This window comes from Marinomonas sp. 15G6-16 (assembly GCF_055809555.1).
This window is the reverse complement of record NZ_CM147916.1, coordinates 758,560-778,896: the sequence shown is the minus strand read 5'-3', so window position 1 is coordinate 778,896 and position 20,337 is coordinate 758,560. Positions and strand designations below refer to the sequence as shown.

20 protein-coding genes are annotated in these 20,337 nt (G+C 43.1%); 6 read left to right on the top strand and 14 right to left on the bottom strand.

Annotated elements, in window-relative coordinates; translation table 11 throughout:
- Window positions 1–272: 272 nt before the first annotated feature.
- Window positions 273–998 carry a heparan-alpha-glucosaminide N-acetyltransferase gene (locus AC0L46_RS03760; RefSeq protein WP_473505868.1) on the bottom strand — a complete coding sequence of 242 codons (726 nt, stop codon included), beginning with the start codon at window positions 996–998 and terminating at the stop codon, window positions 273–275.
- A 23-nt stretch (window positions 999–1,021) separates the two neighbouring features.
- On the opposite strand from AC0L46_RS03760, the gene AC0L46_RS03755 reads away from it, so the two are divergent.
- The gene (locus tag AC0L46_RS03755) at window positions 1,022–1,579 is read left to right on the top strand and encodes an alpha-ketoglutarate-dependent dioxygenase AlkB family protein (protein ID WP_473505866.1); all 558 of its coding nucleotides are present in this window, start codon (window positions 1,022–1,024) and stop codon (window positions 1,577–1,579) included.
- 47 nt (window positions 1,580–1,626) lie between these two features.
- On the opposite strand, the gene pdxH is transcribed toward AC0L46_RS03755, so the two are convergent.
- The 4 genes from pdxH to AC0L46_RS03735 are packed head-to-tail and all read right to left on the bottom strand — an operon-like array spanning window position 1,627 to window position 5,603.
- On the bottom strand, window positions 1,627–2,268 hold the full coding sequence (gene pdxH / locus AC0L46_RS03750; RefSeq protein WP_473505864.1) for a pyridoxamine 5'-phosphate oxidase: 642 nt from the start codon (window positions 2,266–2,268) through the stop codon (window positions 1,627–1,629).
- 2 nt (window positions 2,269–2,270) lie between these two features.
- On the bottom strand, window positions 2,271–2,903 hold the full coding sequence (coq7, locus tag AC0L46_RS03745; RefSeq protein ID WP_473505862.1) for a 2-polyprenyl-3-methyl-6-methoxy-1,4-benzoquinone monooxygenase: 633 nt from the start codon (window positions 2,901–2,903) through the stop codon (window positions 2,271–2,273).
- A 16-nt stretch (window positions 2,904–2,919) separates the two neighbouring features.
- A complete protein-coding gene (locus AC0L46_RS03740; RefSeq protein WP_414680997.1) occupies window positions 2,920–3,261 on the bottom strand; it encodes a histidine triad nucleotide-binding protein in 342 nt (113 codons plus the stop codon).
- A 44-nt stretch (window positions 3,262–3,305) separates the two neighbouring features.
- Complete coding sequence (locus tag AC0L46_RS03735; protein ID WP_473505860.1) at window positions 3,306–5,603, bottom strand: sensor histidine kinase; 2,298 nt, start codon at window positions 5,601–5,603, stop codon at window positions 3,306–3,308.
- Window positions 5,604–5,667: 64 nt separating this feature from the next.
- Here AC0L46_RS03735 and AC0L46_RS03730 point away from each other — a divergent pair, with 64 nt between their 5' ends.
- Window positions 5,668–5,919, top strand: a complete 252-nt coding sequence (locus tag AC0L46_RS03730) for a hypothetical protein (protein WP_473505858.1) — start codon at window positions 5,668–5,670, stop codon at window positions 5,917–5,919.
- A 364-nt stretch (window positions 5,920–6,283) separates the two neighbouring features.
- Here AC0L46_RS03730 and purD read toward each other — a convergent pair whose 3' ends face one another.
- The 9 genes from purD to dsbD all read right to left on the bottom strand — a co-directional run bounded on the left by purD (window position 6,284) and on the right by dsbD (window position 17,052).
- The gene (gene purD / locus AC0L46_RS03725) at window positions 6,284–7,570 is read right to left on the bottom strand and encodes a phosphoribosylamine--glycine ligase (RefSeq protein WP_473505856.1); all 1,287 of its coding nucleotides are present in this window, start codon (window positions 7,568–7,570) and stop codon (window positions 6,284–6,286) included.
- Window positions 7,571–7,592: 22 nt separating this feature from the next.
- Window positions 7,593–9,170, bottom strand: a complete 1,578-nt coding sequence (gene purH, locus AC0L46_RS03720; protein ID WP_473505854.1) for a bifunctional phosphoribosylaminoimidazolecarboxamide formyltransferase/IMP cyclohydrolase — start codon at window positions 9,168–9,170, stop codon at window positions 7,593–7,595.
- A gap of 85 nt (window positions 9,171–9,255) precedes the next feature.
- The gene (gene fis / locus AC0L46_RS03715) at window positions 9,256–9,534 is read right to left on the bottom strand and encodes a DNA-binding transcriptional regulator Fis (protein ID WP_317004590.1); all 279 of its coding nucleotides are present in this window, start codon (window positions 9,532–9,534) and stop codon (window positions 9,256–9,258) included.
- An 80-nt stretch (window positions 9,535–9,614) separates the two neighbouring features.
- Complete coding sequence (gene dusB, locus AC0L46_RS03710) at window positions 9,615–10,583, bottom strand: tRNA dihydrouridine synthase DusB (RefSeq protein ID WP_473505852.1); 969 nt, start codon at window positions 10,581–10,583, stop codon at window positions 9,615–9,617.
- 155 nt (window positions 10,584–10,738) lie between these two features.
- Entirely contained in the window at window positions 10,739–12,106 is a 1,368-nt protein-coding gene (locus tag AC0L46_RS03705; protein WP_473505850.1) for a DUF3426 domain-containing protein, read from the bottom strand.
- Between the two features lie 45 nt (window positions 12,107–12,151).
- A complete protein-coding gene (gene prmA, locus AC0L46_RS03700) occupies window positions 12,152–13,042 on the bottom strand; it encodes a 50S ribosomal protein L11 methyltransferase (RefSeq protein WP_473505848.1) in 891 nt (296 codons plus the stop codon).
- A 119-nt stretch (window positions 13,043–13,161) separates the two neighbouring features.
- On the bottom strand, window positions 13,162–14,502 hold the full coding sequence (accC, locus tag AC0L46_RS03695; protein WP_414680298.1) for an acetyl-CoA carboxylase biotin carboxylase subunit: 1,341 nt from the start codon (window positions 14,500–14,502) through the stop codon (window positions 13,162–13,164).
- A 21-nt stretch (window positions 14,503–14,523) separates the two neighbouring features.
- A complete protein-coding gene (gene accB / locus AC0L46_RS03690) occupies window positions 14,524–14,970 on the bottom strand; it encodes an acetyl-CoA carboxylase biotin carboxyl carrier protein (protein WP_473505846.1) in 447 nt (148 codons plus the stop codon).
- Between the two features lie 246 nt (window positions 14,971–15,216).
- The gene (dsbD, locus tag AC0L46_RS03685) at window positions 15,217–17,052 is read right to left on the bottom strand and encodes a protein-disulfide reductase DsbD (protein WP_473505844.1); all 1,836 of its coding nucleotides are present in this window, start codon (window positions 17,050–17,052) and stop codon (window positions 15,217–15,219) included.
- A 117-nt stretch (window positions 17,053–17,169) separates the two neighbouring features.
- Between dsbD and AC0L46_RS03680 the strand changes: the two genes are divergently transcribed.
- Genes AC0L46_RS03680 through AC0L46_RS03665 form a run of 4 tightly spaced genes read left to right on the top strand, consistent with a single transcriptional unit; the run spans window position 17,170 to window position 20,279 of the window.
- Entirely contained in the window at window positions 17,170–18,042 is an 873-nt protein-coding gene (locus AC0L46_RS03680; protein WP_473505842.1) for a hypothetical protein, read from the top strand.
- Window positions 18,043–18,054: 12 nt separating this feature from the next.
- Window positions 18,055–19,104, top strand: a complete 1,050-nt coding sequence (locus AC0L46_RS03675) for a DUF2333 family protein (protein WP_473505840.1) — start codon at window positions 18,055–18,057, stop codon at window positions 19,102–19,104.
- A 41-nt stretch (window positions 19,105–19,145) separates the two neighbouring features.
- On the top strand, window positions 19,146–19,649 hold the full coding sequence (locus AC0L46_RS03670) for a GNAT family N-acetyltransferase (RefSeq protein WP_473505838.1): 504 nt from the start codon (window positions 19,146–19,148) through the stop codon (window positions 19,647–19,649).
- A 42-nt stretch (window positions 19,650–19,691) separates the two neighbouring features.
- Window positions 19,692–20,279, top strand: a complete 588-nt coding sequence (locus tag AC0L46_RS03665; RefSeq protein WP_473505836.1) for a cytochrome b — start codon at window positions 19,692–19,694, stop codon at window positions 20,277–20,279.
- Window positions 20,280–20,337: the final 58 nt, after the last annotated feature.

The following is a 20,337-nucleotide window of genomic DNA, read 5'->3' as shown; positions in this document are numbered from 1 at the left end:
CTTTACTCTATCTAGTGTGTCTTTTTGAGATAAAGCACTATATGTAGTGTTTTATCTCAAGTCTGTGACGAACAATAGTGTGCAATGAATGTAAAATCAAGACTTGAAAACTCTGTAAAAATGAGAATTAAATAAAGGCTAAGTGCTCACTCACTTGCCCTGCCACAAAAAGTATAAAGTTGGCGATTGGCAAGATCATAAAAGAGTTTTTATCTATTTTTTTATGTATTTTTTGGCTTAATAAATGAACCCTTAATACGCACAAAAAACGATCAAGAAAACTGCAAAAGCACCATTTTGAACCCAGCAACTAAGGCAAATAAAAACACTTGATGGACAAGGTAAATTGGTAATGCATAGCGACCTAAAAGTGCCAGTATTCTAGTGAGTATTATTTTAGGTGTTTGGCACTTATGAAGATTTAAATAGCCAAATAAAGGGCCAAGAAGGACAACCCCAATCCATGGAAAGGGAAAGACAATATCAAGTGTTCTTTGTGGAAGAGCGAGAAAACTCGTTATAGTGCCGAAAGCATTTGGAAAGGTTAAATAATGTGTGGTGTGATAAATCAGCAGAATGATGATGCCAATCGCTGCGGATGCAATAGGCCACTTCACCAATGGCCGAGTCAATAATGAGGCAATGAAAATAAAATGCAGTATACCAAAGTAGATCCATTGATCTGGCGCTGCAAGATAGGTTACTAGGGAAATAGCAGAAGCTGCAATGAACAGCTTGATATCTCGTTTCCAGAATGACCAATAGTTGTCTTTTTTAAAGGTTAAGTAGCTTGACCAACCAACAGCAGTCAGAAATAGGGTGAGAATTAGGCTTCTAAAATACACCCAGAAAGGGTCATAAATAGAATATTCTAGGAAGCCAAAATGCCGTAAATCCCAACAAAAGTGAAATACCATCATTAATAGAACGGCTAAACCACGATAAGCATCTAAAAAATCACTGCGTTTTACTAACGCATTCGCTGGGGAAGGTTGCATTGAAATCCAAGGTAATTAGTTAAATGGAAGCAAAGCCATCATACCGATACTCATTTTCTAGCTCAAGCTTACCAAGCTTGATGTCTGAGCTTAAATTGCACCTGCCTTGGCAAAAGGAAGTTTTGTCTATGTTTGGGCGAGATGTGCCTGTCCCAAGGCTGGTGGCTTTTGTTGCGGATGAAGGCGTTTGTTATCGTTACTCTGGAAAAGATCATCACGGAGCCGGTTGGCCTGCATGGTTATTACCCATAAAAGCAGAAGCCGAGGCTTTGTCACAGCAATCTTTTAATTCCGTATTGCTGAATTGGTATCGAGACGGCGAGGAATATATGGGGTGGCATTCTGATAACGAAAAGGTATTAGGGCCAGCACCTATTGTTGCGATGTTGAGTCTTGGAGCGACGCGAGACTTTTTGTTTCGACTGAAAGCCGATCATAAAACCAAACATAGTATGGAATTAGAACACGGCAGTTGGCTAATTATGGGGACGTCAACGCAAGTATTGTGGCAACACTCATTGCCTGTTAGAAAAAGAATCAAAGAAGAGCGGATAAGTTTAACTTTCCGACTCTTGCTTTGATTGTTGTGGCGTTAGAAAGGAATACGACCTTAATGAAAGAGCTTTGATTAAGGGGCTTTACGTGTTTGTACCCAGCTATCGTCTTTAGATGTATAGCAAATCCGGTCATGTAAACGGCTCGGACGACCTTGCCAGAATTCAATGAACCTTGGCTTTAAAACATAACCTCCCCAATTATCAGGACAAGGCACTTCTTGACCATCAAAGGCTTGTTCCTCTTCATTGAACGCATTTTGCAGAGCAGCTCGGTTAGGGATTACAGCACTTTGTTGTGATGTTCGTGCAGCAAGCTGGCTGCCGCGAGGGCGACTTGCAAAGTAGGTTTCAGAGACATCACGAGCCACTTTTTCAATTGTCCCTTCAATACGTATTTGGCGAGACAGTGCAGGCCAGAAAAAAGTTATGCTGGCTTTGTTGTTCTGAGCAAGCTGTTGACCTTTCTCACTGCTGTAGTTAGTAAAGAAGGAAAAGCCTGATTCATTACGTTGTTTTAACAAAACAATGCGGGAGTGTGGCCAACCGTCTTTGTCTACTGTGCTCAATGTCATGGCGGTTGGATCATCTGGACAGGCTTCGATGGCTTTTTCTAGCCAAGTATCAAAAAGACTTAAAGGATCATTGCCTGCTTGATCTTCTAAGAGGTCTTCGAATTGATAGTCTCGTCGAATAGAGTGGAGATCTCTGTTCATAATTAAATCCGGTAAGTAGTGGTTGTCATGACTTTGGATACTTGCGTCATAATGGCCATAACAGGTTGTGGAAATTCATAACCGCCAGCGTCTAATGCTGCTTCTTTGTGCTTGGCTTCATCTATGTGCATTTGTGTTAAAACGGCTTTGCTTTTTTCATCTTGCGCAGGCAATGCTTGCATGTGTTTTTGTAGATGCACGCACACTTGATCTTCCGTTGCAGCGACAAACCCTAAACTCAATTTATCACTGATCAGTCCTGCGCCTGCGCCAATCATAAAGGACGCACTGTAGAATAAAGGGTTTAACAAACTCGGTCTGCTCTGCAAGTCATAAAGGCGTTGTTCGCACCACACGAGATGATCAATCTCTTCATCCGCTGCGTGTTCCATTTCTTTACGAACGGCCTCTAGCTTGGCTGTGGTTGCTTGCCCAGCGTAGAGCGCTTGAGCACATACTTCGCCAGTATGGTTTATACGCATTAACCCTGAAGCATGTTTGCGTTCGTCAGACGTTAATTCTGCTTCGGCAATCTGGCTAGCAGGAGAAACACGAGAAGCTTTTGCAGCATGGGGAACCAGTGTTTGTAGTGCTCGATCAAATTGTAATACGGCTTTGTCTAGAAAAGAGATCACTTGGATTTCCTCTTAATTAGCCTGGAGGCCATGTCATTTGACGACCGCCCAGTACATGCATGTGTATATGGTAAACAGTTTGTCCGCCCATCTCGTTGCAGTTCATGGCAACACGATAACCTTCTTCACTGATACCTTTTTGTTTTGCTACTTTGGCTGCGGTTATTTGCAGCTTACCTACAACGGCGGCATCGTCATCTGTTAAGTCATTTAGGGTGCTGATGTGGCGTTTAGGTATAACAAGAAAATGAGTAGGCGCCTGCGGCATAATGTCTTCAAACGCAATGACGTCATCGTCTTCATACAATACGGTTGCTGGAATCTCTCCGTTCACTATTTTACAAAATAAACAATCCATACCATTTCCTTTCATCTGTATTATTCAGAGTTCATTTACTGGCATCAAGGCGTTTTATTCAAAGTCTTGATGCGTGACAAAGAGGTGTTCTTTAATCTGTCGCCTTTTTGAATTAAACGAGAAAGCATTGTTTTAAATTGGCTGTCTAATTCCGAGCAAGGGAGTATCTCATCAAAGCCAAGCTTTTTGGCATAATCCGGTGACATTTTAACATTGTTGCTAATAAGTAGGCATTGATCTTCTATGTTCATCAAAGGCAATAACCTTTGCTGAGTGATGTGAGGAATGTGCCCACCGTTATCAAACACGAGAATAATCAGACCGGATGTTCTTTGCTTTGATTGGTTTAGGTGATCCAGCAAAGATTCTAGCGTGGCAAAATGCTCGATTTTGTTTTGATGGTTTTGCAATAGAGTGAGTGTTTTTTGTAGGTCATCGTCTTCTTGCCCAAGCAAAATAATATCAAAATGACCTTGTTGTTCGCTTCTGTGAGCCAAACTTCGGATATGGGACTGAATCGGAATTTGGATATTAAGGCGGCTGGTTTGGTCGTTGTCAGATAAATGGCATTCACCATTTAAATATTGCACTAATAGCTCGATATAGCTTGAGCCAAAATCGAAACTTGAGGTTTGAGTGCTGGCTCTAGTCGGCAATGGAGAACACTCAATTTCCAGCAACGTAATACCTTCTCTGTTTACATCATGATGAGTGATGTTAATGGTCAGCGTTTGGTTGGTGAAATGCTTAAACTCTTCGGCCAACACTTCAATAAGATGTTGCAGTACTTGCGCATTGTTTAATATTTCAACCTTGTCTGTTTTGTTGGTGTTTATCTCAATGAGCGCACTGTCTTGATCAATGCGTTGGAAGTTGTGATGAGCGTTATCAATCAGCTGGTTGAGTGATACGGGCGTCGTTTGTTCAAAGGCGGTCTTGTCTTCAAGATCGCTTAGGTAATCGATACGGGTAATCAAATTTTTCAAATTGTTGTTTGCTGTCTGGGTACTTGCGATGAGCAATTTTGTGTCTGGAGAGACAGCAGCTTGTTCTAGATGTGTAATCCCACCACCAATGATGTTGATTTGACGACGTAAACGGCTAGACAGGTCCGATAAAAGATCAAATATCTCATCTTGAGAGTGTTTAGCTTTATAAATGTGAGGTTGGAGCAAGGGGGATTTCTGAGAAATCATTCCTGTAAAGTGGATTAATGTCTCGATGATAATGGTGACGGATAATCCCCACTCTAATAATGTGGCGCTTGGAATAAGGCCATAAACTGACGTGATCCAAGCCAAATGGCCGATTAATAGAATGGAACGAGCAGCAAGGTAATAGCCAGAAAAGGGAATTTTCTTGATGCAAGAGATAATGGCGTGAAATGTTAATGTTGAGATGGTCACGACAGCCATGATCGACAGAATGACAATGTTCATCGACTCTGGTGCTGTATAGAAAATAATAGCGAAGAAAGCGTTTAACGAACCTATTACGAGTAAGACTTTGTCTAACATCGGAAGATGTTGTTTGGTATCGAGATAAAGTCGAGAAAAGAACACAATCGTACTAAGGCAGAGGAAAGAAGATAGGTTGTATATCCGTTCTTGCATCCCTGTTTTATTAGGGAAAAACTGAGATATTTGGTCGTGGAGAGCTAGGTGTAAAATGATGATAGAGACAAGTAACCCTGCATAAATTAAATACATCAGGTTGCGAGATCGGATGTAGAAAAAGATATTGCAGGTAAACAACGCTAATAAAACACCAATCAGTACACCTGTGAATATAAAGTCCTTTTGAGAGTCTGAACTTAATTTCGATAAGGTTTTAAGCTCTATTTGGGCATTCACAGGAAGGTGAGAAGAGAGTTTGAAATAGACGGTAAAAACCGCTGGTGTGTTGGTTGGTAAGGTGAATAAGTACTTTGCTGATTTGATCGCTTTGCTGTTGTAGGTGTGAGCGCTGCCGAACTCTGCCTGTATCTGATTGTCGTATAGTGTCGGTAAGAAGATTTCTAAATTTTGGATTCTTGGGGAATTCACTTCTAAAACAACGGGAATGTTGGTTGTTGTACGAATGGCTATATCGGAGCGAACCCAAATATTACCTTCAACTATGCCAAGCTGAAGAAAGCTGCGATTGATGGGGCGGAATTGTTTGGCGTATTCGCTTGATTGTATTTCATCAAAGGAAAGTGTTTTGTTTTTGTCGATGAAGAAGAAACCGCTTTCCGCGATATTGAATGTGTTGTTGTTGTCATCAATGATGGCAACGTCACTTGCTCCCCAAGTAAAGTTGGAGACAACAATTAAAAAGAGTAAAATTAATCGAGAAAACAAAACGATAGCCTATGCCCGTCAAAAGAAGGTGTAGGCTATCATTATTAACTAGATAGGGGATCGAATGCTATATCCAATTTTGGTGGAATATTACGTTTGGTTTAGTTTGCTGTTGTTAGCGGTCACTTGGTTTGCACGACAATCAACACCTAAAACCCGAACGAACCTCATATATGGTTATGGAATGATCGCAGTGCTTGGCTTTGTGTTGGCGTTTGATTGGGTAGCCGGAATTATTTTTGGTCTGATTGTGCTTGAGCTTGGGCGTTTACTTCGAGCTTGGCTGAATAAGAAAGAAGCACAATTAAAAAAGTAATAAAGAAAGCTAGATTGATATCTGCTTGCTATACAAGCAATGACTCATAAAAAAGGCCTCAGAAGAGGCCTTTTTAGTTTAATGAACTAAGGAAGATGCGAATAAGTCTTCTGAGCTTCAGTCTTATCAGAGAAGCGGTCTATCAAGGCAAGAGTGAGCAGGAATGTTAATACCTTTCAATCACTCTTAACGCAGAGAGGCCGTTTCTCTGAGAGACCCGAAGGGCGTGGGCTAAACGCTTTTTATTCTTTGTTAAGCTTCTTGCCAATATGCTCATATTGGACTGCGAAGCTTGCCTCGAATAATAAAGGTTTATCCACACGCTGAAGCCAGTGGACTTGTTCGTACCTTCCTTGAGTAAGCGTTATTTCTGCTCACGAGCAATGGCGCGATGGCCAATGTCTGTACGGAAATACACCTTGTCCCAAGACAATTTATTTACCACATCGTAAGCGCCAGCTTGTGCATCCGCGACGGTATCGCCAAGAGACACGGCACAAAGTACACGACCACCATTAGTAACGACTTGACCATCTTTCAATGCCGTACCAGCTTGGAAGACTTTTTGGTGAGCTGGAAGAGCGCTGTCTAAACCAGAAATAACATCACCTTTAGGGTAGCTTGCAGGGTAACCGCCAGCGGCCAAGACAACACCTAAGCTTGCTCTTGGGTCCCAATCTGCTTTCACTGTATCTAGCTTGCCATTCACAGCCGCCAAACACATTTGCGCCAAATCAGAACGCAAACGCATCATGATAGGTTGTGTTTCAGGATCACCAAAACGGCAATTGTATTCCAATGTTTTTGGTGTGCCGTCTTCTGCAATCATTACGCCAGCATACAAGAAACCACGATAGCGATTACCTTCAGCGTTCATGCCTTTTACGGTTGGCATGATGACTTCATTCATAATGCGATCATGAATTTCTGGTGTAACAACTGGTGCAGGAGAGTAAGCGCCCATGCCGCCAGTGTTAGGGCCAAGGTCGCCATTATCACGCGCTTTATGGTCTTGGCTGGTCGCCATTGGCAATACTGTTTCGCCGTCCACCATGCAAATGAAGCTGGCTTCTTCACCAGTCAAGAACTCTTCAATCACAACGCGGCTGCCGGCTTCACCAAAAGCGTTGCCTTGTAGCATGTCTTCAACGGCTTCAATCGCTTCTGCTTCGGTTTGCGCCAAGATAACGCCTTTACCTGCCGCAAGGCCATCGGCTTTGACAACAATGGGTGCGCCTTGCTGCTTGATGTATTCAACTGCCGCTGGAATCTCAGTGAAATTTCCGTAGCTTGCAGTCGGAATATTGTGACGTGCTAAGAAGTCTTTAGTAAAGGCTTTTGAGCCTTCCAGTTGTGCCGCGGCCGCTGTTGGGCCAAAAATAGCTAAGCCTTCTTTTTCAAAAGCATCCACAACACCAATGACTAGAGGTGCTTCAGGGCCAACAATGGTTAAGTCGATCGATTCGCTTTTTGCAAAGGCAACAAGCGCATCAATGTCGGTTACGCCAATATTAACGTTTTCCACTTTGTTTTCTGTTGCTGTGCCAGCATTACCTGGTGCAACGAAAACCTTGCTGACGTCATTTGATTCGGCTGTTTTCCAAGCTAGTGCGTGCTCGCGGCCGCCATTACCAATAATAAGAACTTTCATTTTATCTTAATCCTTTTAATGATTAGTGACGGAAGTGACGCATGCCAGTAAATACCATTGCCATGCCAGCTTCATCAGCTGCGGCAATGACTTCGTCATCACGCATTGAACCACCAGGTTGAATGACCGCAGTAATACCTGCTTCAGCTGCTGCGTCTATGCCATCACGGAAAGGGAAGAAAGCATCCGATGCCATAACAGAACCTTCCACTTGTAGGTTTTCGTCAGCGGCTTTAATGCCAGCAATTTTCGCGCTGTAAACACGGCTCATTTGCCCTGCACCGACACCGATGGTTTGTTCTGCTTTTGCGTAAACAATGGCATTGGATTTAACGAACTTAGCCACTTTCCAGGCAAACAATAAATCGTTTAGTTCTTTTTCACTCGGTTGGCGTTTAGAGACGACTTTTAGATCGTCTAGAGTGATGTTGCCATCGTCACGATCTTGAACCAATAGGCCGCCGTTTACACGCTTGTAATCCAGTGCGGCTGGTTTGTCTTGTGACCATTGACCGCATTCAAGTAGACGAACGTTTTGTTTTGCCGCGACAATCTCAGACGCTTCTTTGCTGACGCTTGGTGCAATGATGACTTCAACAAATTGACGGTCAACAATGGCTTGTGCTGTTTGTGCGTCTAATTCTTGGTTGAAGGCGATGATGCCACCAAAAGCAGAAGTTGGGTCTGTTTTGAAAGCTAGATCGTAAGCTTCAAATTGTGATGCTGCTGTTGCAACGCCACATGGGTTAGCATGTTTTACAATCACACAAGCTGGCTTGTCGAAGCTTTTTACACACTCAAGTGCAGCGTCTGTGTCAGCGATGTTGTTGTATGAAAGGGCTTTACCTTGTAATTGTTTCGCTGTGCTAATGGAGGCTTCTTTAGGATTAGCTTCAACATAAAAAGCGGCTTTTTGATGAGGGTTTTCACCGTAGCGCATTTCTTCTTGCTTGTTGAATTGTAGGTTAAAAGTACGAGCGAAATCTTCACTGCCGCCTTCGACTTTTTTGCCTAAGAAGTTTGCAATGGCACCATCGTAATGAGAAGTGTGCTCAAATGCTTGTACAGCAAGGTCAAAACGTTGGTCGTATGTTAAACCACCATCGGCTTTCAATGACGCCAATAGGCTGTCGTAGCTTGCTGGAGAAACAACAATCGCCACGTCTTTATGGTTTTTCGCTGCAGAGCGAACCATAGTTGGTCCACCGATATCAATGTTTTCAATGGCCATTGGCAAGTCGCAATCAGGACGTTCAATCGTTGCTTCGAATGGGTAAAGGTTCACCACAACCATATCGATTTCGTCGATGCCGTGTTCTTTCATGATAGCGCCATCGATGTCTCGACGACCAAGAATACCGCCATGAACTTTAGGGTGAAGTGTTTTCACACGGCCGTCCATCATTTCAGGAAAACCTGTGTAATCGGATACTTCAGTCGCAGGGACCTTGTTTTCAAGCAATAACTTGTAGGTGCCGCCAGTAGAAAGAATTTCAACGCCTTGAGCTGTTAATTCACGAGCGAACTCGACAATGCCTGTTTTGTCGGAAACGCTGATTAAAGCTCGTTTGATTGGAGTAACTGTTTTTTGATTTGCCATCGTGGTTCTCGCAATAATTTAACACTAAATAAACAAGGGGAGGATTAAACGAAAAAAGGGCGAATTCGCCCTTTTTTCTTGTGTTCTATAGCATGCCGTACTGCTTCAATTTTTTGCGCAGCGTACCTCGGTTTAAACCAAGAAGAGTCGATGCTTTTGTTTGGTTATCTTTGGTGTAGCTCATCACTGACTCCAGCAAAGGCGCCTCAACCTCAGCTAAAACCAATTGATATAAATCGGTAACTGGCTGCCCATCAAGATGAGCAAAGTAGTTTTGTAGTGCTTTTTCAACATTGTCACGTAGTGTTTGTGACTGCTCTGAAGAAGCGGCTTGAAATGTATATGTATGAGTTTGTTCTACCACAGAATGACCTTCTATTTTTAAAGCTAACCATTTATTAATGTAAATTAGGATTCAATACATTAAGTATGAGGTTTGTTTGCCTACTGACAAACAAAGAACTCTTCTAATTTATCAAGCTGCTCTTGCGTATTATCAATACGGTTAAACAGGCTTCGAAATTGAGTTTTGTCCGCTAACGTTTGCAAGTACCAACCAACATGTTTGCGAGCAATACGCACACCCAGATAGTCACCATAAAACTGGTGGAGGGCGTTAACATGGTTGATGACCAGCTGTCTCACCTCAGACAAAGACGGAGGCGCTAACAATTCATTGGTTTGTAAGTAGTGATTGATTTCACGAAAAATCCATGGTCTACCTTGAGCGGCGCGACCAATCATGATGCCATCTGCCTTCGTGTAATCTTTCACAAATTTGGCTGTTTCAGAATCTTTGATATCACCATTAGCAAAAATAGGAATCGTCAAATGCTGTTTGATCTCTGCGATCGTATCGTATTCGACTTGCCCTTGAAATTTACATTCTCGGGTACGTCCATGAATTGCTAAGGCTTGAATACCAATATCTTGAGCCATCTTTGCAATGGTAAGTCCATTTTTCTGATCCTGACTCCATCCTGTACGGATTTTTAGGGTGACAGGAACAGAAACACTATTTACAACCGATTCCAGTATTTCTCGAACAAGTGCTTCGTCTTTAAGTAATGCCGAACCAGCGGCTTTATTACAGACTTTCTTGGCGGGGCACCCCATGTTGATATCAATGATTTGCGCACCTAACTCGACATTTTGTTGAGCGGCTTCTGCCATCATTCTTGGGTCACCACCAGCAATTTGAACCGACCTAGGTGAAACCTCGGCGTCATGAACTAATCGGTGACGGCTTTTTGTCGAGTTCCAAAGGCGAACATCAGAAGTAACCATTTCAGATACAACTAATCCTGCGCCTTGGTCATGGCAAAGGCGGCGAAAAGGTAAATCGGTTACGCCTGCCATGGGGGCAAGGATAACAGGTTTATCAACGCGGTAAGGGCCAATAGCAAATGCCATGCTTTTCCTGAATACTGGATTGAATGTTAAAGATCGCCGACAGTGTCGATCGGGCGTGCATAATACCTAGGCAATTGTTATTTTTGAAGTCTTGACAGACTAAAAATTGATTATTTTTTGTGCTTTTTTTGACTAAGTAGGAAATAACACTCGTTCTAGTAAGAGCGAGTGTTCGAAGGGAAGGTTTTCAATTGGTGTGTAACAGCGCGAGCACCCGGATCTTGTATCGGAATGACAACATGAATCGGAGTGTTTGGTGGCATATAAGTGATATCTAAGAAATCTTTGTGTAGGTAGTCACTTGGCGAAAATAAGCGAGCGGCCACTGGTGAGCCATTTAAGTCTGAAAACTCTAAAGCGATTTTCGGCATAGGCTGAGAAAACGGGCTGACGTTCGTAATAATTGCATTCACGAGAAGCGAATTTGGGATAGAAGGGTGACTCTGAATTCGTACATGCTGGATGCTAATGGCATCGATATCTTCAAACCCCGGAAGAGTACAGCCTGAATAAGAGCAGATCATTTGATAGAAAGACCGGAAGTTAGAAGATCGGCTCCCTTCTTCAAAGAAATGCATCGATACTTGCCCTGCTAATAAAGCCAAGCCAAGCAATGAAGCGAAGAACCACAAAAAGCGATGCTTACTTTTGGGTTTGGTGTTTTTCGGGTTTTCTTCCAAAAGCGGAGCAAGGCTTTCTTGAGCCGATAATTGCTCAAGAATCGTGTGTTGATTTTTGGCATCAGAAGGGCGGGTTTGTTCGGATGCGGTTTGAGCCAAAGACTGTAACGCAACCATATAATCTGGTTCATTAGCAGTCTCTGCTTTAGGTGTTGGTTTGCTTTCAATAGAAGGTGTTGGTGAAGAAGGCTTGGCTTCTTCTTTTGTTTTATTAACGACTTCTTTTTTAACTCTTGGCGCTCTCGGTTGAGCACTTAACGCCGCTTCCACTTCGGCTAATTCAACTTCCCAGGGTGCGAGGGAATCATTTCTGTCCGCATGGAGTTCTTTATTGGTTTCGCCACGAGCCGATTTTGCTCTTTCTTGATATTGCTTGGCAGGCTCTTGTTCTTTCTGGGTGTCGGCATTTGCTTCAGCCTCTTTTGCTTTTTGCTCTTTCAGTGCTTTTTTGCTTGCCGCTAAATCTTCTTCACTGGGTGGTGTCAAATCACTTTCATTGAACAAATTCAGGATATCATCCTCAGTGATGATGCCTTGCTCGCTGATTAATACATTGGGTGATTCTGCTGTGCTTATGGAGGTTTCTTTTGGCAACGATTGTGGTGTTGTCTTTTTCTCTAAGGTGTCCGCTTTTTGAGCGGGTGCTTGGCTCTTTGTCTGGGGCTTTGGCGTGGTTTCAGGTTTTACTGCGGCTTCAGATTGTGTTGGCTTGGAGGCATTAGCATCAAAAATATGGAAACATTGTCCGCATCTGACTTTGCCTTTGGCCATGCTTAATACTTCATCGTTAACACGAAATGCAGTTGAACATTTTGGGCAACGTGTAATTAAGCTATTGGCCATGAGCGTCTTTCTTCCTGTTTTTAATCTGTACTAAATAATTGTTAATTATGGATTTTTTGTACCAACAATACGAACCCATTCTTCCCTTTCTGTGATGGATTCAATAGTAAACCACTCTTGGTACGCTTGAATAACTTCTTCTGCTTGATTGGCAAGAATGCCTGATAAAGCAAGTTGACCGCCAGTTTTTACGAGAGCCGAAATGGTCGGTGCAAGATGCGCGAGAGGTCCGGCGAGTATGTTTGCCACAACAATGTCCGCTTGCAAATCAGATTCATAAGGTGGCAGTTTGACTTCAATACGGCTTGGATCGATTTTATTGCGCTCAGCGTTGGCTTCTGTTGCTTGAACCGCTTGAGGGTCAATGTCGATGCCGACCATGTTGTTTGCGCCAAGAAGCAATCCTGCAATACCGAGAATACCGGAGCCACAACCATAATCTATGATGGTTTTATCTTGGCAATCAATGCTGTCTAGCCACTGCAAACAGAGTGCCGTAGTTGGGTGTGTGCCTGTGCCAAAAGCAAGTCCAGGATCAAGCATTAATGTGACAGCGTTAGGATCGGGGACTTCGCGCCAGCTTGGGCAAACCCAAAGGCGTTCGCCAAATTGGATAGGGTGGTAGCTGTCCATCCACTCTCTTTCCCAATCTTTGTCTTCAAGGATTTCTATTTTTAAATCCACATCAGTTTCACTCAAAGAGGCGGCTTTGTGTTCAACCACAGGGCGAACCGCTTCTACATCTGTGTCTGCTTCAAATAGTCCAGTGACTTTCGTGTTTTTCCACAATGGCGTGGTGTTTAAGTCTGGTTCATATACAGGGTCATCGTGCACATCTTCAAAGGTAACGACCATAGCGCCACATTCTAATAGAGTGTCTTCAAAAGCAGGCACGTGATCGGGTGTAGTATGGATACAAATCTGAAGCCAAGGCATAAAGTGGAGTCCAACAATGAATAAAACAGGAATAGAATAACGAAGCTTGGTGCGAGAGGCGAGAGGAAAATGATAGTCCCTAGTGATTTATGCAATCACTAGGGACGAAACTGCAGTTTTTATAAACCGAGTTTTTTCTCCAAATAATGGATGTTAACGCCACCAGCAATGAAGTTAGTATCATTTGCTAGTTCTTTTTGTAGCTCTATGTTGGTTTTAATACCGTCGATGAAGGTTTCATCAAGAGCGCCAGAAAGGCGTTTTAGTGCTGCTGTTCTGTCTGGAGCATGACAAATGATCTTGGCAATCATGGAATCATACGTTGGTGGAACAGAGTAGCCGCTGTACAAGTGAGAGTCGACACGAACACCCATACCGCCTGGTGCATGGAAGTATTCCACTTTACCTGGGCAAGGCATGAAGGTTTTAGAGTCTTCCGCATTGATACGTGCTTCAACAGCGTGGCCGTTTAGCTTGATGTCTTCTTGTTTCAAAGACAAAGGCAAACCGCTTGCAATGCGTAGCTGTTCTTTAACGATGTCAACGCCTGTTACCATTTCAGTAACTGGGTGTTCTACTTGAACACGTGTGTTCATTTCGATGAAGTAGAAACCGCCATCTTCGTACAAGAATTCAAATGTACCCGCACCGCGATAGTTGATCTTGATACAAGCATCAACACAGGCTTTTAAACAAGCTTGGCGAGATTCTTCATCCAGCATAGGTGCTGGCGCTTCTTCCAATACTTTTTGGTGACGACGTTGCAAAGAGCAATCGCGATCATATAAGTGAACGGCATTGCCTTGGCCATCTGCAAGAACTTGAACTTCAACGTGACGAGGGTTTTGTAGGAATTTTTCCATGTAAACCGTGCTGTCACCGAAGTAAGAACCAGCTTCAGATTGGGTGATGCTGATAGACTTTAATAGGCTGCCTTCGTTGTGAACAACGCGCATACCACGGCCACCGCCACCTGCTGCGGCTTTAACGATAACCGGGAAACCGATTTCGCGAGCAACACGTAGACATTCATCTGGGTCTGTTGGTACTGGACCGTTAGAGCCAGGAACCGTCGGAACGCCTGCTTCTTTCATTGCTTTGATCGCAGATACTTTATCGCCCATTAGACGAATTGTTTCTGCTTTAGGACCGATGAAAGCGAAGCCAGAGTTTTCAACTTGTTCTGCAAAGTCTGCATTTTCCGCAAGAAAACCGTAGCCTGGGTGAATGGCAGAGGTATCTGTCAATTCTGCAGCACTAATGATTGCAGGAATGTTTAAGTAACTTTGCGTTGAAGGATTTGGACCTATGCAGATAGATTCGTCTGCAAGGCGCACATGTAGTAAGTCGCGGTCAATTTTAGAGTGAACCGCAACGGTTTTGATACCGAGTTCTTTACACGCACGTAAAATACGTAGCGCGATTTCGCCTCGGTTAGCAATCAATACCTTATCGAGCATGATGAAACCTATTGCTTTGGATTAAATGATAGTAACAAGTGGTTGATCAAATTCAACTGGCTCGCCGTCTTCAACTAAGATAGCGCCAATTGTACCGGACTTGTCAGCTTCGATTTGGTTCATCATTTTCATTGCTTCAACGATACAGATAGTATCGCCAGCGTTAACTGTTTGGCCTACTTCGATGAAAGGCTTAGCACCTGGAGCAGAAGACTTGTAATAAGTACCTACCATTGGAGAGTTAACAGTGTGACCAGAAACAGCAGCAGGTGCTTCTGGAGCAGCGGTAGATGCGGCAACTGGAGCAGCAGCTGGTGCTGCGGAAACAACTGGAGCGGCCATTGGTGCCATAACCGGGGCACCACCACGACTAATACGAACTGCTTCTTCGCCTTCTTTGATTTCAATCTCGTAGACGTTAGATTCTTCTAAAAGCTCGATTAGTTTTTTAATTTTACGAATGTCCATGCTTACTCTCTTTTATCTGCATTTGTGACTCAGTGATAATAACTTTCACTGACGGTTGGTAATTCTTTTTTGAACTTTAGCTCATTTAAGAGCAAAGCATTTACAAATATGGATGTGTAAATGCTAACAAGGATAGAAATTATCGGTAAAAAGCTAGAAATTGTCCAGTTCTTCGGGAAAAAAACCAAAAAATGTTATCTCTGTTTGTTTTTTGATCTTCTGTAAACTTTGATTTTTTTGTAAGGTTTATTGTTCGGCTACAAAGCGTAAACGTTCGATTATTTCGGCTTTAGTCGGCTCACCCATTAGGGTTAGTGCTTTTTGCTCCTGACCTTGAGAGTCTAGGAAAACCAAGGATGGTGGGCCAAACAAATTGAATTTTTCCATCAGGGCTTTGTTTTGATCTGAGTTCTCGGTTACATCAACTCTGATCAGTTGCACAGTTTCTAATAGAGGAGATACGTCAGGAGAAATAAACATGGCTTCTACCTCTCTGCAGCTGATACACCAATCGGCATATAAGTCCAATAAGATAGGGCGCGAGTCTTGATTGTTCACTATGTTGCTAAGTTCTTCCAAGCTGCCAATATGACCATCAAAAATATCACTTTCTTGTGGAGCAGTTTGAGACTGAAAAGCGGTTGTCTTTAATGGTTGGAAAGGTGTCACATTACCCATTGCGCCACCTAAAAATTCAATGGCGCCTATTAATAAGCAAGCGAAGGCCAAAAACCAACGCACGGGGTGAGATTTGGCTTGATAGGCTCGATGGACAAAATAGCTGCCGATACCAATGGCAAGCACACTCCATAAATACAAATGGCTATCAAGAGGAAGCCAGCGAGTCACTAGCCAAATAGCGACAGCTAACAATCCAAATCCCATGAGCACCTTGATGTCTTCTAACCACTCACCATTTTTTGGTAATGCTTTAGGGCCAAATAACCCAACCAGTAAAAGTGGCACGCCCATCCCTAAAGCCATAACAAACAGAGCCAAAGCACCATACCAAGCATTACCTTGACCACTGATATACAACAAAGTTCCTGCTAAAGGGGCGGATACACAAGGTGAGACAATCAAAGTGGATAGCACGCCAGCTAAAAATATACTGCCACTTGTACGCCAACTAGAACCAGAGTGATTGGTCGAAGTTTGGAGTTTTTGCTGCCAAGATGCTGGCAGTTTTAGTTCATAAACACCAAACATAGCCAATGCCAGTAACACGAAAATAACCGCGCTAATGGCCAATAAAATTGGGTTTTGTAATTGTGCTTGTAGATTTAATTGGGTGCCAAATAAGCCAACCAATCCGCCAATGGCTGCATAAGTCAGAGCCATGGCCAAAACATAAACGGCGCTATAATAAAAAGCACGAGCAGTAGAGCTGCGTGCACCAACCACAATCGCACTGACAATCGGCACCATAGGAAGAACGCAAGGTGTAAGCGACAGCAATAAACCTAAACCAAACAGCACAAGCAATGTGCTCAACACATCACCGGATTGCAATAATTGACTGATGGATTGAGAACCAGACAAGGCAACATCTGTTGTCGGCAGCGCACTATTAGAGCCAGTCGTGGATGCTTGGTAAGAGCCAGAGTTGTTATTGATTAAATCAGGTGAAGATAACACAGGAACGGTGAAGTCTAATGGCACTTTTTGCGGCGCGTAACACAAACCTTTATCAGCACAGCCTTGGTAAGACAGTATGGCGCTTAACTGAGTGCCTGCTGGAAGGTTAATGTCGTAATAAATAGGTAAGGTAAACTGGTTTCGGTAAACGGTGACTTCACCGTAATAAGCGTCTTGTTTTTTCTCTCCGGGAGTAAATGGGGAAAAGTGCAGTTTATCTGCGTCTTTTCCAGACAAACCAAATTGTTCTTGATATAAATAGTAACCATCATGGATTTGCCAAGAAGCAATGATTTTGCCATCTTCAGCTGCTGAAATGGATAGCTGAAAAGCTTGATCGACAGGTAAAAAGTCAGGTTCAGAAAGCTTAGAAGTTGGGGCAAAGGTGAAAGCTTGAGAAGCCGTGTGAATCGTCAGTAAAAATAAACAAAAAAGTAAGCGCATAAACATCTTCAATTGGGGTGAAAGCGCGGTTTAAATGGAAAATCCAAATCCATCGCTCTAGGATAGAGGATGTAGACTATCAATCCATCTTAAAGTTGCCAATCGCAAGAGGATAAATTGAATAAAAATCTAATTTCTTTGCCATTTCTTGTGCTTTTTATTGTTGGTTGTCAGCAGAATGTCGCGCCTTCAAGCGACTCAGCTCCCATTGCGGAATCAGCGCAAGCCTCTCTTATTGACGAACCTGAATCAGAAGTAACGAATGATCAATTTGAATCGGAAGCGCTTGTTCAAGAGCAAGTCGAAACTATCGTTGTTGAAAAAGAACTGACAGCGTCTGAAAAATTGACTTTAAGTCTGATTGAAAGAGGCGAAGAAGCCTTGTCCGCGCAGCGACTTTTGACGCCAGAAGAAGACAACGCCAACTTATATTTCCAAGCGGCTTTGGGTCGAGATCCGGGGAACTTTCGTGCCACACAAGGCATCGCGAACATAGTTGAAACTTACACAGATTGGGCTTGGGTATCAGCGGTAGGAAGAGGTTATAAACAAGCCGATCGCTATTTAAGCCTTGCTCGTTCAGTAAATCCAGAAGATCCCCTTATTGAGGATATGGCGGCTCAAATCAGAGACCTGAAGACAAGGCGTGCGCAAGAAGCACAATATCGAGCACAGCAAGCGGTCAAAAAAGCGGCAGCCGCAAACAGTAATGAAGAAACAGCAGAACAAAATGAAGAAGAGCCTGTTAAAAAAGGCATTTACACCTTGCCTGAAACACTCTTTAGTTTGAGTGATGAAGAGATTATTGGCAAAATTCAGCCTATTATAGATGAAGTGGCTAAAACGGAGCAGTCAATTGCCATTTATTGGCCGAATGATAAAGAAGCGCGTCTGATTTATCAGATAATTAACAGTCGTATTCCAGAGTTTCGTGTGCGCGCAATGACATTTCGTCAAGCGGATCACACAGTAGAATTACAACAAGATTAAGGTAGGACAATAATGTCGTGGTTAGTTGATAAATTTAAAGGTTTAAGTGCGCGGGTGGGCTTTTCAGGGATTTGGAAAGTGATCATTGCGGTTGTTGCGGTTATTTGTGTACTCCTAAGTTTTCTAGGTATGTACTGGAGTAGTGAGCCAGATTCTTTTGATGTGGTTGCCACGGCAAAAGAGAAAGCAGAAGCCAAGGGCTACTTGAATAACAGTAAAAAATTAGTGGTTGGCTACACAACTGCCAGCACTTTACACACCATTATTGGTACTTTATTGGACAAACCAGGCGGCTTTATTACCAATGATGTCACGCCACCAGGGCTTTTTATGGACAACATGCCAGCATGGGAATTTGGTGCCTTAGTTCAGTCGCGAGATTTAGCAAGAGCCTTGCGTAAAGAGTTCAGCCGTTCTCAGTCTCAATCAACCGAAGATGTGAACTTAAAAATCGCCGAGCCACAGTTTAACTTTGACACCAAAAGTTGGGCGCTGCCTTCTAGTGAAAGCGAATATCGCCGTGGTAATAACGAGTTGATGGAATATCTTGATCGTCTTGCTGATACCAGTAAAAATGACGCACAGTTTTATGCTCGTGCTGATAATTTATCGGATTGGTTATCTGACGTAAGTACTCGTTTGGGAAGCCTTTCTCAACGTCTTTCTGCAAGTGTGGCGAATGTTCGTGAGAACACAGATTTAGCAGGAGACAAGAACGCTCGCCAAACCAGTGATACTGGCACTTATCAATATGTGAAAACGCCTTGGAGCAAAGTAGACGATGTATTCTATGAAGCACGAGGAGCAAGTTGGGCGCTGATTCATATGTTACGCGCAGTGGAAGTGGATTTCTTCTTTACCTTGCAAGATAAAAACGCCTTAGTTAGTTTGCGTCAGATTATTCGTGAGTTGGAAGCAACACAAACCAGTATTTGGTCACCTATGATTCTAAACGGCAGTGGTTTTGGAGTATTAGCCAATCACTCTTTGGTCATGGCGTCTTATATTTCTAGGGCCAACACCGCGATTATCGATTTGCGTACTTTGCTTGAGCAAGGCTAAACGGCAAACAGAAGCAATACGGATTTTATAAAGGCATTGATATGGGGAAGATTCGGACAGCAGAGTTAGACGATGCTCCCCATATTTTGTCTATTTTTCAACTCTGTGACCCTTTTGCAAAGAGCACTCAGCGAAACTCTCATATCAGCTTAATTGATGTTATGGACTGGCTGGAAAATGCCACAGACAAACACCCAATGCTGGTGTTTGAAGAGGCTGGGGACATCATTGCATGGTGCTCAATTGAACCTTTCTACGGGTTGCCTGCTTTTGACACTGCATCCGAAATTAGCCTGTATGTTTCACCTCAATGGCAGGCTAAAGGCATTGGAAAAAAACTCATTCAATATTTAGAAATGCAGCAAGCTAATATTGGCTTTACTCATCTTGTCGCCTATATCTACGCCAGCAATACCAAGAGCCAGACCTTCTTTGAAAAACAGACATTCCAACAATGGGGAAGTCTTCCTAAAATCGCGCAGCAACAAAATGAAAGAGAAGATGTCTATTTATACGGCAAAATTTATGGTGCCAGCGATTCATAGAAGCCTATTTTTAGTTTTAATATCAGCAGGAGAGGAAAGGCGATGATCAAGAATACTGAAAGAAGTTATGGCAGTGTTGCCAAGTGGTTTCATTGGCTGGTGGCGCTTTGCATTATTTCCGCCTACGTCATTATTTATTATAAGTTGTGGTTTTTGGATTCGGATGACGCTTCGTATCGCTCAATGTTAAGTATTCATGTGGCCATAGGCTTTAGTGTGATTGGCTGGGCGTCTTTGCGCATCATATGGAAATTTATGAACCCTCAACCTAAGATGCCAGATATGCCGAAATGGCAAAGTATGAGTGCTCATGGCATGCATGGGCTTTTGTATTTCTTTATGTTTGCTATGCCTATTTCTGGGTGGTTTGGCTTTGGCGGCTCCGTTAACTATGGTTTCTTTGAAATTCCTTCCTTTCGTAACACAGGCTTGGGGCAATGGATTCTAGATTTGTTCAACACAGAGTGGGACATTTGGGAGAAGAAGTGGGACTTTTTCCATAAAGACGTCAGTGGTCCTTGGATACTCTGGGTGTTGGTTGTTGCTCATGTTGGTGCGGCTTTACATCATCATATTGTTCAAAAAGACGACACGCTAACACGCATGTTGCCAGGGAAAAAAGAGAAATAGAGCAAACTCTAGGTGTTAGAGCTAACGAGCGGTGTTTGGATTCTTGTATCTAAACACT

Coding starts and splice junctions, on each gene's coding strand:
- purH (WP_473505854.1), bottom strand. CDS start 9,170: ATGGCAAATCAAAAAACAGTTACTCCAATCAAACGAGCTTTAATCAGC.
- AC0L46_RS03705 (WP_473505850.1), bottom strand. CDS start 12,106: ATGGCCAATAGCTTAATTACACGTTGCCCAAAATGTTCAACTGCATTT.
- AC0L46_RS03670 (WP_473505838.1), top strand. CDS start 19,146: ATGGGGAAGATTCGGACAGCAGAGTTAGACGATGCTCCCCATATTTTG.
- prmA (WP_473505848.1), bottom strand. CDS start 13,042: ATGCCTTGGCTTCAGATTTGTATCCATACTACACCCGATCACGTGCCT.
- accC (WP_414680298.1), bottom strand. CDS start 14,502: ATGCTCGATAAGGTATTGATTGCTAACCGAGGCGAAATCGCGCTACGT.
- AC0L46_RS03755 (WP_473505866.1), top strand. CDS start 1,022: ATGGAAGCAAAGCCATCATACCGATACTCATTTTCTAGCTCAAGCTTA.
- accB (WP_473505846.1), bottom strand. CDS start 14,970: ATGGACATTCGTAAAATTAAAAAACTAATCGAGCTTTTAGAAGAATCT.
- AC0L46_RS03665 (WP_473505836.1), top strand. CDS start 19,692: ATGATCAAGAATACTGAAAGAAGTTATGGCAGTGTTGCCAAGTGGTTT.
- AC0L46_RS03760 (WP_473505868.1), bottom strand. CDS start 998: ATGCAACCTTCCCCAGCGAATGCGTTAGTAAAACGCAGTGATTTTTTA.
- purD (WP_473505856.1), bottom strand. CDS start 7,570: ATGAAAGTTCTTATTATTGGTAATGGCGGCCGCGAGCACGCACTAGCT.
- dusB (WP_473505852.1), bottom strand. CDS start 10,583: ATGGCATTTGCTATTGGCCCTTACCGCGTTGATAAACCTGTTATCCTT.
- AC0L46_RS03730 (WP_473505858.1), top strand. CDS start 5,668: ATGCTATATCCAATTTTGGTGGAATATTACGTTTGGTTTAGTTTGCTG.
- AC0L46_RS03675 (WP_473505840.1), top strand. CDS start 18,055: ATGTCGTGGTTAGTTGATAAATTTAAAGGTTTAAGTGCGCGGGTGGGC.
- AC0L46_RS03740 (WP_414680997.1), bottom strand. CDS start 3,261: ATGGATTGTTTATTTTGTAAAATAGTGAACGGAGAGATTCCAGCAACC.
- pdxH (WP_473505864.1), bottom strand. CDS start 2,268: ATGAACAGAGATCTCCACTCTATTCGACGAGACTATCAATTCGAAGAC.
- dsbD (WP_473505844.1), bottom strand. CDS start 17,052: ATGCGCTTACTTTTTTGTTTATTTTTACTGACGATTCACACGGCTTCT.